Here is a 17310-nt window from a genome sequence, read left to right on the forward strand (position 1 = left end):
CGCGAAAGTTGCGCCGCTTGTGGAGCAAAGAAAAACTCGCGAGGCCTGAACGGGGCGTCGCGAGTTTTTTTTGTGTGCGCTGTGCCGGTGCGCAGCGCGACCTGGGCGAGTTCGACCTCGACGCCGGAATCTGGACGATCGCCGGCGAGCGGATGAAAGCGGGGGAACCGCATCGCGTCCCGATGGCGGTACCGGTCGGTGCGATGCTTAAGACGCTGAAAGAACTTGTCACAAGACGCTGGTGTTTCCATCGGTGCGCGGCATGGTGCTGTCCGATATGACCTTGACGGCGCTATTGCGCCGCGTGAAAGGGAAAGGCGATACGCCTCGGCGCGTGGCGACTGCGCACCGATTTAGAAGCTCGTTCAGGGATTGCGCCAGCGAAAACGGCTACGCCCGCGATTTTGCCGAGCGGGCGCTCGCACACACGGTTGCGAACAAGGTCGAAGCGGCCTATCACCGCACAGACCTGCTCGAACAGCGCTACCCGATGATGGAAGCATGGACGGGGCATGTTCTCTCGTCCTGACGTAACTCGAAGGCGCGTCATAGCGCGCCGGGCCTCATACGCAAGGTTCGCGATACGGCGTCCCATAAGGCAACGGCTTCGCCAGTGGTGAGCGACCCCTTTTCGAGTTTTACAAGCTTCCCTTGAAGTTCGATCTGCCCGCCAGTGGTCAGGTCTAGCGACAGGTACGGCGTGGAAGGTCCACTCGTGGTCTCGTTGATGAAGAGCGAGAACAAGTTGCCGCGCCCGCCTCCCTCCATCCGACTTTCTGCCAGCCACTCCTCGGCCTTCATGCCAGTGAGCGCGACTGGCCCCTTGCGAACCAGATGACCGTCTGCCGCTTTTAATTCTGCGTGCATTTCAGCGCCGTCGGCTCGTTGCAGCAGGGTCGTGCTCTCGCGAATATCTGGCGTGGTCATCATGTCGAAACTCACATCTTGCATGTTGTCCCAGCCAAACTGGGCGTCCACCTCTTCGTTGCTCCCCGCAGGCGCTGGCAGAAACCCGCCTGCAAAGCACACGCCTGGCTCCGTTGGAACTTCGTCCGGTGCGCGGCCTCGCAGCTTATCCATCATGCCCAGTATGAGATCTCTTTTGTCGGGTATATCATTTTTTATGGCCATTTTTTCCACGATTGGATCATCTGTCTGATCCGGATTCGTAAAATCACTACCCTCGATTTTCAGTAAGAACTGATACCCCCGGTCCCACTTGTAGCCCTCGATTTGCCGCGTTGCCGGATCGTCGTAGATAGTGCCGCGATGGATGAAGACGTAAGTATGCTCACCCCGCCCCTTTCCCGCCGCATACAGGAATGGATACGCATCACGGCTCGTCGTGGCTTTCAATGCCGCCTCGCGTTGCGCGACCTCCTGCCGCCAGGCGTCTTCCGTCATCGCCTTCGCCTCGATGCTGACGCCCCGTATCTTTGCGCGCCCCCATTCCCAGGCATCGCCCGGCATGTCAACCAGATAGCGGCCCACGCACCGCGTTTTCATATTCGCAGTCAGTTCAGTCACGATTTGCTTTTCCTGTTGGCTCAACGGTGCCGGCTTGTGATCGCATGCGGCAACGGTAAATATCAGGCAGGCAACAGCGAGCATTGCGCGCGTTGTCCTCATGCCTGGTAGTCCAGTGCCGTACCTTTCACGCTCTGCGCGATGCGGGTAATGGCGTGAAGCGTGAAGCGTCGGGTCGCATCCAGTTTGAAGCCTCCCTCGTGGTCGATAGCCGCAAAGGCGACACAGGCACGCACCTTGTGGCCGGGCGCGCGTGCCGAGCGCACAGGCACCGTCCCGTCGCCATGCTCGTCCGCATCCCGAAGGACAAACGTGGAATATATGGATTTCCCGTTGAGCGTCGTCTTGACCGTCTGCCCGCCGGATGAGAGGTCATCACTGCCACGCGCTCGCAGCAGGTCGGTAATGGGAGGCGTGCCACCGCGCAGGAGCGGTGACGCCTGCTGTGTCCAGGTGACGTCGCCGTATGCCAGGTGTTTCGGGTCGTCGCCATAGAACGCATAGGTGTTGGCGTGATACTTGCCGCTGATCTCCTCGTGAAAGGTTTTCACTTTCTTTTTAATTATCTTCTCGAAATTATCCCAGTCCTGATCAACGGTTTTCTTTCCGGGATCGAGCGGATTGAGCAGCGAGTCATCGCACAGCCCCCACCAGGTACCGCGTACCGTATAGATCTGGCTGTATGGATCGATGTTGCCGTCCTTGTCCGGTTGCGGCAAGGCAACGAACCGGTCACCGTCCCGAATCTGCAACCAGCCCATGCCGTAGTCCCGGCTCGGCAGCAGTTGCAGCGGGCCGGGGGCACTGCCAACTACTGCAGTCATCGCTGCAGCGGTTGGGCCCAGTGCCAGCCCTGCCATGCCGTCGGTGCCCGCCTTCATCCGCTTATACGTGGTCGCTGCGCCTGTGGCGGGCATCACGCCATGCACGATCCCGAGAACCTTGTCCCGCATCCCCGCGACTTCGGAATAGTAGCGGGCTACCAGTCCCCCCATCGAATGGGTGACGAGAATCACCTTGTCGCATCGCCAGCCGAATTTCTCTCGATACCAGGCCGTGATTTCATCGATTCGCGTTTTCAGGCGCTGCGCCGACACGGCGTTTGATTGCAGCCAGTTGTAGCCAACCGCATGCACTGGAAACTGATACCTGTACGAGAGCGCCACCTCATCGCGCTCCAGCTTTTCCAGGCCAGGCGTGACGATATGGCAAAGGCTTTCGCGCAGTCCCTTGCGCCCGTAATCCGTTGCGGCATGAGCGTCGTTCAGCGCGTTTTCAAGCCATACCAGCCACTCGCCGTAGCTCATGTACGCGACTTCGCCCCAGCCTCGACGGCGCAGTTCATCGTCGGTCTGCGCCGTACCGGGCGCGATCTTGCCGCGACCGTGGACCTGGGTTCCATCCGGATACAGAATGCGCTGACGCAGGTCTGGACCTTTCGTCATCCAAGGCTTGACGGTAGACAGGCTGTCGAGCAGCCAGACAGGCTTCGGTTGCGTGCCGTTGGATTCCAGATTGGTGCCCATGACACCCGGCACAAAGACCACTGGAATGACCCGATCCGGCACCATGTAGCAGACTGCCGTGCTGTCGTCAGGCGCGGACATGACCGACGAATAGTGAACCGATCCGTCGTCGGCGATCTTCGGCTGGATAATGCGTTCTTGTGTAGCCAATGCAGATTTCTCCCATTTGCGTGCGGCGCACCCAGACGGGTTTCCAGGAGCCTGACGCATCAGGACTGCACAGGCTGGGAGGCCGCGATGCGGGGCGATATCTCATCCCGCCTGGGACTTCTAGCGCACGGACGGCATGGACTCAATCAGACGAAGTTCGAAAGTGTGGCACCTGTTGATGGAGCTCAATGCTGGCGGCCCGGTTCAACTTTCGGTGAATGCGGCTGCGGATCGGCAAGCTCCTGGAGCCGGCGGTACACGTACTCACTGAGCGGCATCGTCACCGCGTCTACCACTACGCCCCAGTTCGGCGGCTATGAACGGTGCGACCTTCGATGGCCACGCGAGCCATGTATCGCGCGCAGCACGAAACACGTCAAACACCACGGCCTCGGCCTGCGCAAGTTCGATCAGGCTGCCTTCGCGTTGCTCGTATTGAACTTGCGCAACATCGCCGCATAGTGCTCTTTCAGGCGTAGCGCTTCCGCCAGCGGCAACATCCTAGGCAACGGGTCGATTGCGCTTCCTGCCGGGTTCTCTGCGGTCGCGTTGCCGTGTCCGCTCGCCCCGGTCTGTACGAGCCGCCAGCGCGCCTTTCGCGAGCGTGCGCCGATTCGCCTTGCGCCACGCAGCCCCGGTCATCGCCGCGTCAATCAGGCCATCTGCGCCGCGCTCAAGCGTCCCGCGTGCGAGCGCACGGCGAACCTGTTTCACATCGCAACCTGCGCGACGTGCGAATTCCGATGCGCTGATTCGTTCGCTCATGCTGTTGTCCCAGGACAAGTTTTGCACCGCGTAGCTGGTGCAATATCGCGCCTCTGCGCAACCCGCATTGCAATCCGGCTTGGAAGGACCCGCGCACAGGGCGGGGGTGTGCCGTCTTTTTTTCTGGCCGGAAGCGACGCCGCGCGTGTCGCCCTCGATGATGGTGTCCGCCAGCACGGTCAGGCGCTGCGAGTACGCGTCGATATCCTTTTTCGGCCCGAACATGTGTCGACGTAGGGTTGTGCGGTTCCTGCTTCGCGCAACGCCGGAGGGGCTACCCTGGCACCCGCCAAAACCTGCCAGCGCGTACCAAGGGTGTCCAAAAGGGACTTTCCCTAACCACGACATAAAAACGAGTCGCCTAGCCCCCGCCAGATGATGGGCCAGAAAAAAGAAAACCCCGTAAGTCTTGAACTTACGGGGTTTTATCGTCAAATTCTGGTGGAGCCGGCGGGAATCGAACCCGCGTCCAGAAGCAGTCCATAACCAGTTCTACATGCGTAGTTCTGTCGTTTGATTTAACCGGAGCGACGCGGACGAACACGCTGCGCTACGGCGATTCACTGGATTTTCGACCTTGGCGTCGTGACGCCACCAAGGCTTAACTGACGTAAATGACCTCTGGCGGTATTGCTACCGGTCTTGCGACGCTAGCCCGTCAGTGAGCCAGGCAGAGGACGGCGGCCCTTAGGCTGCCAGTGCGAACGTATCGTCGTTTGCAGTTACGTTTTTCCCATTGATTAACGAGGTGACGGGTCCTCGGCATGCCCTGATTACTTCATAACCCCTGTCGAAACCAGGTCGGCCCCAGAGGATGGAACAATTATCCCATAGTTCGCCGTATGAGGCGAACCGTGCCCGGTTCAAGGGCGCGCGGGGCTCTTCGCGATCAAAAGCCGCTGCAGCACCGCCTCAGGCCCCCTTGCCGATGTGCTGAAGCAGGGCGAACAGTGCCGCCGTGGTGTCCGCGACATATTGCGCGTCCCACTGCGAGGGCGGTACGTCGTTGCCGCAGTAGCCGTAGGCGGCGGCGATCGTCGCCATGCCCGCCGCGGCGCCCGCCTGCACGTCGCGCAGATCGTCGCCGACATAGACCACGCGCTGCGGCGCGATGCCGAGCGCCTCGGCCGCGTGCAGCAATGGCGCCGGATGCGGCTTGGAATAGGGCGTCGTATCGCCGCTCACCACGCAGCTAGCGCGCGTGTCCAGATGCATCAGTTTCACGAGCGGCTCGGTGAGACGGGCGACCTTGTTGGTCACGATGCCCCAGCGCACGCCGCGTGCGTCGAGGTCGTCGAGCACCGCATCGATACCGGCGAAGAGCGCCGTCTCGATGCGCAGATTCGCCTCGTAGTTGGCGAGAAACTCCTCGCGCATGGCGGCGAACTCGCGATCGTCGGGGCCGATCCCGAACGCGCCGCCAATCAGGCCGCGTGCGCCCGCCGAAGCGAGCGGACGCAGCTTCTCGAGCGGCGTGGGCACGAGACCGCGCGCGTGGCGCATCTGGTTGACGGCGGCGGCGAGGTCGGGGGCCGTATCGGCGAGCGTGCCGTCGAAGTCGAACAGCACGGCGTCGCAGGCGGCAAGCGCTGCGGCGCTCTCCGCGGCAGGTTGGGCGTTCGTGGGTGAATTCATGTCTGGAAGCGATGGCGCGGCGCGCCGGTGTGCAGGGAATGCCGCCGGAGCAGGGTGATCCGGCGGCGCCGCTCGCGCAAGAGCCGTCAGGCGCCGCGCCGGCAAGCGATCATGTAATTGACGCTGGAATCGTTCGACAGCGCGAAGTGCCGCGTGAGCGGGTTATACGTGATGCCCTTGATCTCGGCGACGTGCATGCCGGCGTCACGCACGAACGCGGCAAGCTCCGAGGGGCGGATGAAGCGCGCGTAGTCGTGCGTGCCCTTGGGCAGCATCTGCGCGATGTATTCCGCGCCGATTACGGCGAGAAGATACGACTTCACGTTGCGATTGAGCGTCGAAAAGAACACCCAGCCGCCAGGCTTCACTAGCGTCGCGCAGGCCTTCACGACTTCGGCGGGCTGCGGCACGTGTTCGAGCATTTCCATGCAGGTCACGACGTCGAACGACGCCGGTTCGCGCGCGGCGATCGCTTCGGCTGCGATCAGCTCGTAGTCCACCGTCACGCCGCTCTCGAGGCTATGCAGGTCGGCCACGCCGAGCGCCTCGCGCGACAGGTCGATGCCTTTTACGGTTGCGCCGAGTCCCGCCATCGATTCGGAAAGGATGCCGCCGCCGCAGCCGATGTCGAGCACGCGCCTGGAAGGCAGATGCGCATGGCTGTCTATCCAGGCGAGGCGAATGGGGTTGAGTTCGTGCAGCGGCTTGAATTCGGCGTTCGGGTCCCACCAGCGATGAGCGAGATCGCTGAATTTCTGCAGCTCGTGGGGATCGGCATTCGTCATGTCGTGGCAGCCTGAAGCGCGGTACGGGTCGGAAAGAATAAGCCCAGAGTATACAGGCGGGTGCACAGGGCAGCAAAATGCCGCGCCGTGCCGTCAGGCTTTCCGGAACGATGACGCCGCGCGCAGACAGGCGAAATGAAAGAAGGATAAAGCGCGGGATAAAAAAAGCCCCGCCGAAGCGGGGCTTTTGAGACTTGCGGTCGAGCGCTCGCGATTACTGCTTTTGCGTGCCGACGACTTCGACTTCCACGCGACGGTCCGGTGCGAGGCAGGCGATGAGAGCCTTGCGGTTCTTCTGGTTGCAGCCCGTCGTAACCGGGTTGCGCTTGCCCTTGCCTTCCGTGTAGATACGCTCTGCCGGAACGCCCTTGCTGACGAGGTACGACTTGACGGCTTGCGCACGGCGCAGCGACAGACGGTCGTTGTAGGCGACCGAGCCGATACGGTCGGTGTAGCCCGTCGCGACGACGACTTCGAGGTTCAGAGCCTGGATCTTGCTTGCCAGGTCGTCCAGCTTTTCCTTACCAGCCGGCTTCAGGATGGCCTTGTCGAAGTCGAACAGGGCGTCAGCCTGGTACGTGATCTTCTGGCTGGTGATGGCCGGCGGCGGCGGAGCGACCGGCGGCTGCGGTGCCTGGGCGACCAGGGCGCCATCGCACTTGGCGTTGGCGGTGGCCGGCGTCCAGAATGCATCGCGCCAGCAAAGCTCGTTCGTGCCGTTCATCCACACGTATTCGCCGGTACCATTCACCCAGTTGTCATTGACGGCTTGTCGCGACGCCGGCACCGATTGTGCCTGAGCGGATGCAGCCACAACTGCGGTAGCTGCAATGAACGCGAGCTTTGAAAGTTTATTCATATTTCTCCTCTCGAAATTGAGATTACCGCAGGTTTACTGCGAGCCATATGACGAAGACAAGTCATACATTGCTCGAAGTATAACATTGGCAAGTTGTGGGGAACGCTTTGCGTTGTGTAGACTTCGAGCAGTGTCTAACTTTGTGCGTTGGCATTTTGCCATATCGTTCCCCTCCGACGATAAAAAAAATCCGCCCCTTTCACTGCTGCTGGTCGAACGTGGTACGCCCGCAACAAAAAAGTTCCCTTAATTTTACCTGGTATTGCGCCTGGGTAGCGGGAGCGTCACACATTGTCATCCAAATCAGTGGCGATGCATCTGATTCCGGTTCGCACTGCGGCGTTTGCGCCACGCTCAAGGCGCTTTTGAGCCCTTCGGCTTCACTCCTCTAATAGGTATACGCAGGCGGCGGGCGAGGGTGTCGTGCATGGTAGAATCGCGTGATGCGCTGCGTCCGCGGCGTCCATGCGACAGCTGGGCGTCCCGTGGTGACTGCGGCGACCTCCGCTCTACAAGTTGGGGCGAGGCGCTAGCACACCGCGTGCCCAAATAAGACATCGATAATGGATCAATTCGCCAAAGAGACTCTGCCAATCTCCCTCGAGGAGGAAATGCGCCGCTCGTATCTCGATTACGCGATGAGCGTGATCGTCGGGCGAGCACTTCCGGATGTTCGTGACGGCCTGAAGCCTGTCCACCGGCGCGTGCTCTATGCAATGCACGAGCTGAATAACGACTGGAACCGCGCTTACAAGAAGTCGGCGCGTATCGTCGGCGACGTCATCGGTAAGTACCACCCCCACGGCGACACGGCTGTCTACGACACGATCGTGCGGATGGCGCAGAACTTCTCCCTGCGCTACATGCTCGTCGACGGCCAGGGTAACTTCGGCTCCATCGACGGCGACAACGCCGCCGCCATGCGATACACCGAAATCCGCATGGCGAAGATCGGCCACGAGCTGCTGGCCGACATCGACAAGGAAACGGTCGACTTCGGGCCGAACTACGACGGCAGCGAGAGCGAGCCGCAGATCCTGCCGGCGCGCATCCCGAACCTGCTCATCAACGGTTCGTCGGGTATCGCGGTCGGCATGGCCACGAACATTCCGCCGCACAATCTCAACGAAGTCGTCGACGCTTGCCAGCATCTGCTGAAGAGTCCGCAGGCAACGATCGACGAGCTGATCGAGATCATTCCCGCACCCGATTTCCCGACCGCCGGCATTATTTATGGCGTCGCCGGCGTGCGCGACGGCTATCGCACCGGCCGCGGCCGCGTCGTGATGCGCGCGGCTACGCACTTCGAGGAAATTGATCGCGGTCAACGCATGGCGATCATCGTCGACGAACTGCCGTATCAGGTGAACAAGCGTTCGCTTCTCGAACGCATTGCCGAGCTCGTCAATGAGAAGAAGCTCGAAGGCATCTCCGATATTCGCGACGAATCGGACAAGAGCGGCATGCGTGTCGTGATCGAGCTCAAGCGCGGCGAAGTGCCCGAGGTCATCCTCAACAATCTGTACAAGGCGACGCAGCTGCAGGACACGTTCGGCATGAACATGGTCGCGCTGGTGGACAACCAGCCGAAGCTGCTGAACCTGAAGGAAATGCTCGAGCATTTCCTCTCGCATCGCCGCGAAGTGCTCACGCGTCGTACGGTGTACGAGCTGCGCAAGGCGCGCGAACGCGGCCACGTGCTGGAAGGTCTCGCCGTTGCGCTCGCGAACATCGATGATTTCATCGAGCTCATCAAGGCCGCGCCCACGCCGCCCATCGCGAAGCAGGAGTTGATGAATCGCTCGTGGGATTCGTCGCTCGTGCGCGAGATGCTCACGCGCGCGGAGCAGGACAATGCGGCGGCAGGCGGGCGCGAAGCCTACCGTCCGGAAGGGCTGAACCCGCAATATGGTATGCAGGCCGACGGCCTCTACCGTCTGTCCGACACGCAGGCGCAGGAAATCCTGCAAATGCGCCTCCAGCGCCTGACCGGCCTGGAGCAGGACAAGATCATCGGCGAGTACCGTGAAGTGATGGCGCAGATCGCCGACCTGCTCGACATCCTTGCGCGCCCTGAGCGCGTAACTGTCATGATCTCCGACGAACTCACCTCGATCAAGAGCGAATTCGGCGACGCCCGCCGCTCGAGGATCGAGATGAACGCCACGGAGCTCAACACCGAAGACCTGATCACGCCGCAGGACATGGTCGTGACCATGTCGCACGCCGGCTATGTGAAATCGCAGCCGTTGTCGGAATATCGTGCCCAAAAGCGCGGGGGTCGCGGCAAGCAGGCGACTTCGATGAAGGACGACGACTGGATCGACACGCTCTTCATTGCCAATACGCACGATCACATCCTGTGCTTCTCGAATCGCGGCCGCGTGTACTGGGTGAAGGTGTATGAAGTGCCGCAGGGTTCGCGCAACTCGCGCGGCCGTCCGATCGTCAACATGTTCCCGCTGCAGGACGGCGAGAAGATCACGGTCGTGCTGCCGGTCAAGGAGTTCTCGGCCGACAAGTTCGTTTTCATGGCCACGGCGCTCGGCACGGTAAAGAAGACGCCGCTAGAAGCCTTTAGCCGCCCGTTGCGCAAGGGTATTATTGCGGTCGGTCTCGACGACGGCGACTACCTGATCGGCGCCGCGATCACCGACGGCGAACACGACGTCATGCTGTTCTCCGACGCCGGCAAGGCGGTGCGCTTCGACGAGAACGACGTGCGTCCGATGGGCCGCGAAGCGCGCGGCGTGCGCGGCATGCAGCTCGAAGACAATCAGCAGGTCATCGCGCTCCTCGTGGCGGGCGACGAGCAGCAGTCGGTGCTCACCGCGACCGAGAACGGTTATGGCAAGCGCACCCCGATCACGGAGTACACGCGCCACGGCCGCGGCACGAAGGGCATGATCGCGATCCAGACGTCGGAGCGCAACGGCAAGGTGGTTGCGGCCACACTCGTCGACTCCGAAGCGCAGATCATGCTGATCACCACCACGGGCGTTTTGATTCGCACCCGCGTGTCGGAAATTCGCGAAATGGGCCGTGCAACGCAAGGTGTTACACTCATCAGCCTTGACGAAGGTACGAAGCTTTCCGGACTGCAGCAGGTCGCCGAAGCGGACGCAGAAGTGGACGCCGAAGGTGAGGGCGAACCGGGCGAAGGCGAAGAGTGATGCGTCATCCTGGCCCGCACAAGCGTGTTCAATCGATGCGCTTACGCGGGCTTTAAGGTGGGTTTCAGCGAACCTTGTTAGTGTCAGCGAAATGAATGGTGTGCCGGGCGGACCGGTGAGCGGGCGCAGAACGCAATGCGGCGCCCCGCAGTCCGCGCGGCAGCGCAAATCGATTAATTTCTCAAAGGGAGTAATGATGCAAAAACGATTCAAGCAGGTGATGTTGCTGGCCGCTCTCGTGCCGACGTTTGCCATGGCTCAGGCGCTCCAGAACCAGGCGCCCGCCCCCCAGGCACCGGCAGCGGCTGCAGCACCCGTCGATCCGGCCAAGCAAGCCGCGATCAAGGACCTGCTCGACGCGATCGACGCACAGAAGCTCGTCGGCGCAATCGGCAACAGCGCCCAGATGCAAGCCAAGCAGCTCGTCCCGGCCATCCTGTCGGACGCGCTCTCGGAAAACAAGACGATGACGGACAAGCAGAAGCAAGCTGCCGTGCCGTCGCTGCAAAAGAACGCCGTGCCGAAGCTGGTTGACTCGGCGGGCCAGGTCTTCGCGACCGACTCGTTCAAGACGGACGCCATGCAAGCTCAGTACGACGCCTACGCGAAGTACTATAGCACCCAGGAAATCAAGGACCTGACGACGTTCTACCGCAGCCCGACCGGCCGCAAGTTCATTCAGGTTCAAGACCAGGTTGGCCGCGACGTCGTGAACAGCCTGATGCAGAAGTACATGCCGCAGTCGATCAAGGCAACGCGCGACCAGGCCGACAAGGAAGTCGCTTCGGTCAAGGTCGGCAAGTAAGCCTGGCAAATGAGCCCGGCACTTAAGCCCTTCAGGTCCGCAGCCATGATGCACGGTCGCGGGGCCGGATCGGCCGCATAGACCGGGAAGCCCACTGCCGCGCGGTGCGTGGCGGGTTCCCGGCGACAATGCGATAATGGTCGTTTGCGCGATGAGCGCAAGCGGCCATTTTCTTTTTTCTGGCGTGTTTTCCGGCGGTTTTTGCCACAGCGCCTGCCTCGGGGATCTCTTTACGATGCGCGTCTACAACTTCTCAGCCGGGCCGGCAGCGTTGCCAGAGGAAGTCCTGCGTCAGGCCGCTGACGAAATGCTCGACTGGCACGGCAGCGGCATGGGCGTGATGGAAATGAGCCATCGCGGCCCGGAATTCATGCAGATCCACGCCGAGGCGCTGCTCGATCTGCGTGAGTTGATGCAGGTCCCCGCAAGTCACCAGATTCTGTTCCTGCAGGGCGGCGGCATCGGCGAAAACGCGATCGTGCCGCTCAACCTGTTCGGTTCGAAGCCGCGCGCCGATTTCGTCGTGACCGGCTCCTGGTCGCAGAAGTCGCAGAAGGAAGCGCTCAAGTACGGCGAAGCGCATATCGCCGCCACGGGCCGCACCGAGGCCGGCTTCACGCATTCACCGCCGAAGAGCGAGTGGAAGCTCTCCAGCGACCCCGCCTACGTGCACCTGTGCACGAACGAGACGATCGACGGCGTCGAGACCTTCGAGATTCCCGACCTGGGCGACATTCCGCTCGTGGCCGACGCCTCGTCGCACATCCTCTCGCGCCCGATGGACATCGCCAAATACGGCGTGCTTTACGGCGGCGCGCAGAAGAACATCGGCATGGCGGGCGTGACGGTCGTGATCGTGCGCGAGGACCTGCTCGACCGCTCGATGCCGATCTGTCCTTCGGCGTTCGAATGGAAGACCGTGGCCGCGAACAACTCGATGTTCAACACGCCGCCGACCTACGCGATCTATATCGCCGGGCTCGTGTTCAAGTGGTTGAAGCGTCAGGGCGGTCTCGAAGTCATCGAGGCGCGCAATGTGGAAAAAGCGAAGCTGCTCTACGACACGATCGACGCGAGCAGCTTCTATATCAACAAGGTGGAGCGCCGCGCGCGCTCGCGGATGAACGTGCCGTTCTTCCTCGCCGACGAAACACGTAACGCAGATTTCCTCGCCGGCGCCAAAGAGCGCGGGCTGTTGCAGCTGAAGGGCCACAAGTCCGTCGGCGGCATGCGGGCATCGATTTACAACGCGGTGCCGCTCGAAGCAGTGAATGCGCTGGTCGAGTACATGAAGGAATTCGAGGCGAAGCACGCGTAAGCGCTCCTCGCTCACGGGCGAAGCGGCGCCGCGCGCATCCTTTCAGATTGCCGGTTTCACGCATGGACGACGAACTCAACTCCCAACTCAAGCCGCTGCGCGAACGCATCGATGCGATCGACGCGCAGCTCATCGCGCTCCTGAACCAGCGCGCCTCGGTCGCGCTCGAAGTCGGCGAGGTCAAGAAGCACTTCAACGCGCCGGTGTTTCGCCCGGAGCGCGAGCAACAGGTGATCGAGCGCCTGCAGAACATGAGCGACGGCCCGCTCGGCAACGATCACATCAGCGCGATCTGGCGCGAGATCATGGCCGCGAGCCGTTCGCTCGAAAAGACGATTTCGGCTGCGTTCCTCGGCCCGGTCGGCACCTATAGCGAACAGGCGATGTACCAGTACTTCGGTCAGTCGATCGAAGGCCTGCCGTGCCCGTCGATCGATGAGGTGTTCCGCTCGGTCGAGGCGGGCGCCGCCGAGTTCGGCGTCGTGCCGGTCGAGAACTCGACCGAGGGCGCCGTTTCGCGCACGCTCGACCTGTTCCTCGAAACGCAGCTCGTCATCGGCGGCGAAATCGCGTTGCCGATTCAGCACAATCTGATGACGCAAAGCGGCAACCTGCAAGGCGTTACGCGCGTGTGCGCGCATCCGCAGGCGCTTGCACAGTGTCAGCACTGGCTGACGGCGAACGCGCCGCAGCTCGAGCGTCAGAGCGTGTCGAGCAACGCGGAAGCCGCGCGCCTCGCCGCCGCCGACCCGACGGTCGCCGCGATTGCGGGCGATCGCGCCGCCACGCACTACGGTCTCCTGATCGCAAACGCGCTGATCCAGGACGACCCGCACAACCGCACGCGCTTCGTCATGATCGGCAAGCAGCCGGCGGGCGCGACGGGGCGCGACCAGACCTCGATGATCGTGTCGGTGAAGAACGAGCCGGGCGCGGTGTACAAGCTGCTCGAGCCGCTCGCGCGCCACAGCGTGTCGATGACGCGATTCGAGTCGCGGCCGGCGCGCCTTGGCAGCACGTGGGAGTACTACTTCTACATCGACTTCGAAGGTCATCGTGACGAACCCGCCGTGGCCGCCGCGCTCGACGAACTCAGCAAGAAAGCCGCGTATCTGAAGATCCTTGGTTCGTATCCGCGCGCACGCTAAGGCGTGGAAGGTGCGGGCGGCCCGCCGCCAATCGCCGCCCGCCGCATGAGAATGCCGGGCGGCGCGCCTTTCCGATCCGTCCGGTAGAGACCGTTGTACGCCCGGCGCCCTGAGCCCTGGAGAGACGCATGACCACGCAATTCGGCCCCTCGTATGTGCGCGCCATCGCGCCTTACATCGCCGGCAAACCGATTTCCGAAGTCGCGCGCGAGTTTGGACTCGACGAAGCGCGCATCGTGAAGCTCGCGTCGAACGAGAATCCGCTCGGTATGCCCGAATCGGCGCAGCGCGCGATCGTGCAGGCCGCGAGCGAACTGGGCCGCTATCCCGATTCAAACGCGTTCGAGCTGAAGGCTGCGCTGGCCGCGCGCTACGACGTGCCGCCCGAGTGGATCACGCTCGGCAACGGCAGCAACGACATTCTCGAAATGGCCGCGCATGCGTTCGTCGAGCGCGGTCAGGCGATCGTTTATTCGCAGTACTCGTTCGCGGTCTACGCACTCGCGACCCAGGGCCTCGGCGCGCGCCATATCGTGACGCCGGCCGTGCACTACGGCCACCATCTCGACGCGATGCTGGCGGCGATCGATGAGGACACGCGTCTCGTGTTCGTGGCGAACCCGAACAACCCGACCGGCACGTTCGTCGACGGCGCGACGCTCGAGGCGTTTATCGCGAAGGTGCCCGCGCATGTCGCGGTCGTGCTCGACGAGGCGTACACGGAGTACCTCGCGGCTGAGAAGCGCTATGACTCGATCGCGTGGGTGCGCCGCTATCCGAACCTGCTCGTTTCGCGCACGTTCTCGAAAGCCTACGGACTCGCCGGCCTGCGTATCGGCTTCGCGATCGCCCAGCCGGAACTGACCGATCTGCTCAACCGTCTGCGCCAGCCGTTCAACGTCAACACGCTCGCGCAGGCCGCTGCGATTGCCGCGCTCGGCGACACGCCGTTCCTCGAGCGCAGCGCGGCGCTCAACGCCGAGGGCTATCGCACGCTTACCACGGCGTTCGAGCGCCTCGGCCTCGAATACGTGCCTTCGGACGGCAATTTCGTGCTGGTGCGCGTGGCGAAGGACGCAACGGACGACGGCGCAGGCGAGCGCGTGAATCTCGCGCTGCTCAAGCAAGCCGTGATCGTGCGTCCGGTGGGCAACTATGGCCTGCCGCAATGGCTGCGTGTGACGATCGGCTTGCCCGAGGAGAACGCGGCATTCGTCGCGGCCCTCGAGCGAGCGCTTGGCGCGCAATGAGCGCGCAACCCTTACTTTTTTCGGTGACGTCGTGAGTGCGTTTTCGTTTAACAAACTGGTGATTTTCGGCGTGGGCCTGATCGGCGGGTCGCTCGCGCGCGCGTTGCGCGAGCGAGGCTCGCACGGCGGCGAAGGCGTGCAGGTGATCGGTGTGGGCCGCAGTGCAAAGTCGGTATCGCGCGCGCTCGAACTGGGCGTGATCGATGCCGCCGCGACGCTCGACGACGAAGCGGCGCTCGCCGCCGCGCTCGACGGCGCCGACATCGTGCTGATCGCCGCTCCCGTAGCGCAAACCCAGGCCCTGCTCGAGCGCATGGCGCCGCACCTGGGGCAAGCAACCATCGTCACCGACGCCGGCAGCACCAAGAGCGACGTGATCGCCGCGGCCCGTGCCGCGCTCGGCGCGCGCATCGCCCAGTTCGTGCCGGGGCATCCCATCGCCGGGCGCGAATCGAGCGGCGTCGACGCCGCGCTGCCCGATCTCTACGTGGGCCGCAACGTCGTGCTGTGCCCGCTCGCGGAAAACGCGCCGGCATCGGTCGAGCGCATCGCCGCGATGTGGCGCGCCACGGGCGCATTGATCGGCGAGATGCCGGCCGCGCAGCACGATCGCGTGTTCGCTTCGGTGAGCCATCTGCCGCATGTGTTGTCGTTTGCGCTCGTCGACCAGATTCTCGCTTCGCCCGACGCCCAGCTGAAATTTTCGTTCGCGGCAGGCGGTTTCCGCGACTTCACGCGCATTGCCGCGTCGAGCCCCGAAATGTGGCGCGACGTGTGCCTCGCGAACCGCGCCGCGCTGCTCGCCGAACTCGACGGCTACACTGAAGTGCTGGCGAAGCTGCGCGCGGCCATCGACGCCGGCGACGGCGCAGCGCTCGAAACCGTGTTCGCGCGTTCGCGCGCCGCGCGCGAGGCGTGGCAGGAGCGCGGCGGCAAGAGCGCGGCGGCGGCCATCGATACAGCACCAGGCAAATAAGCAAGCAGGACCCAGCCCGACGGCGCGAGCGCCGCAACCCAGGCAACCTCAGGTAACACCAGGCATTCTCAGGACACGCTCATGGAACACCTCGATCTCGGACCGTTCACCCGTGCGTCCGGCACGATCCGTCTGCCCGGTTCGAAGAGCATCTCGAACCGCGTGCTGCTGCTCGCCGCGCTGGCCGAGGGCGAAACGACCATCACGAACCTGCTCGACTCCGACGACACGCGCGTGATGCTCGACGCACTGGAAAAGCTCGGCGTGAAGCTCAAACGAGAGGACGACACCTGCATCGTGCAGGGCACGCGCGGCGCGTTCCAGGCGGTGCGCGCGGATCTCTTCCTCGGCAACGCAGGCACGGCGGTGCGTCCGCTCACGGCCGCGCTCGCGGTGAACGGCGGCGACTACCGCATTCACGGCGTACCGCGCATGCACGAGCGACCCATCGGCGACCTCGTGGACGGCCTGCGCCAGATCGGCGCGAAGATCGATTACGAAGAAAACGAAGGCTATCCGCCGCTGCGCATCCGCCCCGCGCCGGTTTCGGTCGAGGCGCCCATCCGCGTGCGCGGCGATGTGTCGAGCCAGTTCCTCACGGCGCTTCTGATGACGCTGCCGCTCGTGCGCGCCAAGGACGGCGTGACGATCGTCGAAGTGGACGGCGAACTGATCTCCAAGCCCTACATCGAAATCACGATCAAGCTGATGGAGCGCTTCGGCGTGAAGGTCGAGCGCCACGGCTGGCACCGCTTCGAGATCCCGGCGGGCGTGCGCTACCAGTCGCCGGGCAAGATCATGGTCGAGGGCGATGCATCGAGCGCGTCGTACTTTCTCGCCGCGGGCGCGATCGGCGGCGGCCCGCTGCGTGTGGAAGGCGTGGGACGATCGAGTATCCAGGGCGACGTTGCGTTCGCCGCGGCGCTCATGCGCATGGGCGCGAACGTCACGGTCGCCGATGACTGGATCGAGGTGCGCGGGATCGGCAACGATCACGGCAAGCTCGACCCCATCGACATGGACTTCAACCTGATTCCCGACGCAGCGATGACGATCGCCGTGGCGGCGCTCTTCGCCGACGGCGCAACTACGCTACGCAACATCGCGAGCTGGCGCGTGAAGGAAACCGACCGCATCGCCGCGATGGCCACGGAACTGCGCAAGGTGGGCGCGAACGTGGAAGAGGGCCCCGATTACCTGATCGTGCGTCCGCCCGAGCAACTCACGCCGAACGCAGCGATCGACACCTACGACGATCACCGCATGGCGATGTGCTTCTCGCTCGTGAGCCTCGGCGGCGTGCCGGTGCGCATCAACGACCCGAAGTGCGTCGGCAAGACGTTCCCCGATTACTTCGAGCGCTTCCTGGCGCTCGCGCAACCTTGATTCAATG

At 63.1% G+C, this 17310-nt stretch carries 14 protein-coding genes and 1 other RNA gene; 8 read left to right on the forward strand and 7 right to left on the reverse strand.

Going from position 1 to position 17310, the window contains the following annotated elements; genetic code table 11:
• The first annotated feature begins 253 nt into the window (after nt 1–253).
• Nucleotides 254–529 carry a hypothetical protein gene (locus ACOJB8_RS10435; RefSeq protein WP_475012435.1) on the forward strand — a complete coding sequence of 92 codons (276 nt, stop codon included), beginning with the start codon at nt 254–256 and terminating at the stop codon, nt 527–529.
• Nucleotides 530–546: 17 nt separating this feature from the next.
• Here ACOJB8_RS10435 and ACOJB8_RS10440 read toward each other — a convergent pair whose 3' ends face one another.
• The 7 genes from ACOJB8_RS10440 to ompA all read right to left on the reverse strand — a co-directional run bounded on the left by ACOJB8_RS10440 (nt 547) and on the right by ompA (nt 7247).
• Nucleotides 547–1611 (reverse strand): T6SS immunity protein Tli4 family protein, encoded by a 1065-nt coding sequence (locus ACOJB8_RS10440; protein ID WP_342948574.1) that lies wholly within the window; start codon nt 1609–1611, stop codon nt 547–549.
• Nucleotides 1612–1625: 14 nt separating this feature from the next.
• Nucleotides 1626–3203: an esterase/lipase family protein gene (locus ACOJB8_RS10445; protein ID WP_342948575.1), complete on the reverse strand. Its 1578-nt coding sequence runs from the start codon at nt 3201–3203 to the stop codon at nt 1626–1628.
• Nucleotides 3204–3704: 501 nt separating this feature from the next.
• Nucleotides 3705–4193, reverse strand: coding sequence for a hypothetical protein (locus ACOJB8_RS10450; RefSeq protein WP_342948576.1), 489 nt, complete (start codon nt 4191–4193; stop codon nt 3705–3707).
• Between the two features lie 214 nt (nt 4194–4407).
• Nucleotides 4408–4777: a transfer-messenger RNA gene (gene ssrA, locus ACOJB8_RS10455) on the reverse strand.
• A 103-nt stretch (nt 4778–4880) separates the two neighbouring features.
• On the reverse strand, nt 4881–5603 hold the full coding sequence (locus ACOJB8_RS10460) for an HAD-IA family hydrolase (protein ID WP_368605533.1): 723 nt from the start codon (nt 5601–5603) through the stop codon (nt 4881–4883).
• Between the two features lie 86 nt (nt 5604–5689).
• Nucleotides 5690–6388, reverse strand: a complete 699-nt coding sequence (gene ubiG / locus ACOJB8_RS10465) for a bifunctional 2-polyprenyl-6-hydroxyphenol methylase/3-demethylubiquinol 3-O-methyltransferase UbiG (RefSeq protein WP_069262645.1) — start codon at nt 6386–6388, stop codon at nt 5690–5692.
• Nucleotides 6389–6602: 214 nt separating this feature from the next.
• Nucleotides 6603–7247, reverse strand: coding sequence for an outer membrane protein OmpA (gene ompA / locus ACOJB8_RS10470; RefSeq protein WP_042260999.1), 645 nt, complete (start codon nt 7245–7247; stop codon nt 6603–6605).
• 563 nt (nt 7248–7810) lie between these two features.
• Here ompA and gyrA point away from each other — a divergent pair.
• The 7 genes from gyrA to aroA all read left to right on the forward strand — a co-directional run bounded on the left by gyrA (nt 7811) and on the right by aroA (nt 17303).
• Entirely contained in the window at nt 7811–10420 is a 2610-nt protein-coding gene (gene gyrA, locus ACOJB8_RS10475) for a DNA gyrase subunit A (protein ID WP_475012438.1), read from the forward strand.
• 196 nt (nt 10421–10616) lie between these two features.
• Entirely contained in the window at nt 10617–11225 is a 609-nt protein-coding gene (locus ACOJB8_RS10480) for a DUF2059 domain-containing protein (RefSeq protein ID WP_069262944.1), read from the forward strand.
• A 235-nt stretch (nt 11226–11460) separates the two neighbouring features.
• Nucleotides 11461–12543: a 3-phosphoserine/phosphohydroxythreonine transaminase gene (gene serC / locus ACOJB8_RS10485; RefSeq protein WP_069262943.1), complete on the forward strand. Its 1083-nt coding sequence runs from the start codon at nt 11461–11463 to the stop codon at nt 12541–12543.
• 62 nt (nt 12544–12605) lie between these two features.
• A complete protein-coding gene (gene pheA, locus ACOJB8_RS10490; RefSeq protein WP_069262643.1) occupies nt 12606–13691 on the forward strand; it encodes a prephenate dehydratase in 1086 nt (361 codons plus the stop codon).
• 128 nt (nt 13692–13819) lie between these two features.
• Complete coding sequence (gene hisC / locus ACOJB8_RS10495; RefSeq protein WP_475012441.1) at nt 13820–14941, forward strand: histidinol-phosphate transaminase; 1122 nt, start codon at nt 13820–13822, stop codon at nt 14939–14941.
• On the forward strand, nt 14928–15917 hold the full coding sequence (locus ACOJB8_RS10500; protein WP_368727376.1) for a prephenate dehydrogenase: 990 nt from the start codon (nt 14928–14930) through the stop codon (nt 15915–15917). The genes hisC and ACOJB8_RS10500 overlap by 14 nt, the downstream gene beginning before the upstream one ends.
• An 81-nt stretch (nt 15918–15998) precedes the next feature.
• Nucleotides 15999–17303 carry a 3-phosphoshikimate 1-carboxyvinyltransferase gene (aroA, locus tag ACOJB8_RS10505; RefSeq protein ID WP_368727375.1) on the forward strand — a complete coding sequence of 435 codons (1305 nt, stop codon included), beginning with the start codon at nt 15999–16001 and terminating at the stop codon, nt 17301–17303.
• Nucleotides 17304–17310: the final 7 nt, after the last annotated feature.

It is taken from the genome of Paraburkholderia sp. BR10141 (assembly GCF_056155635.1).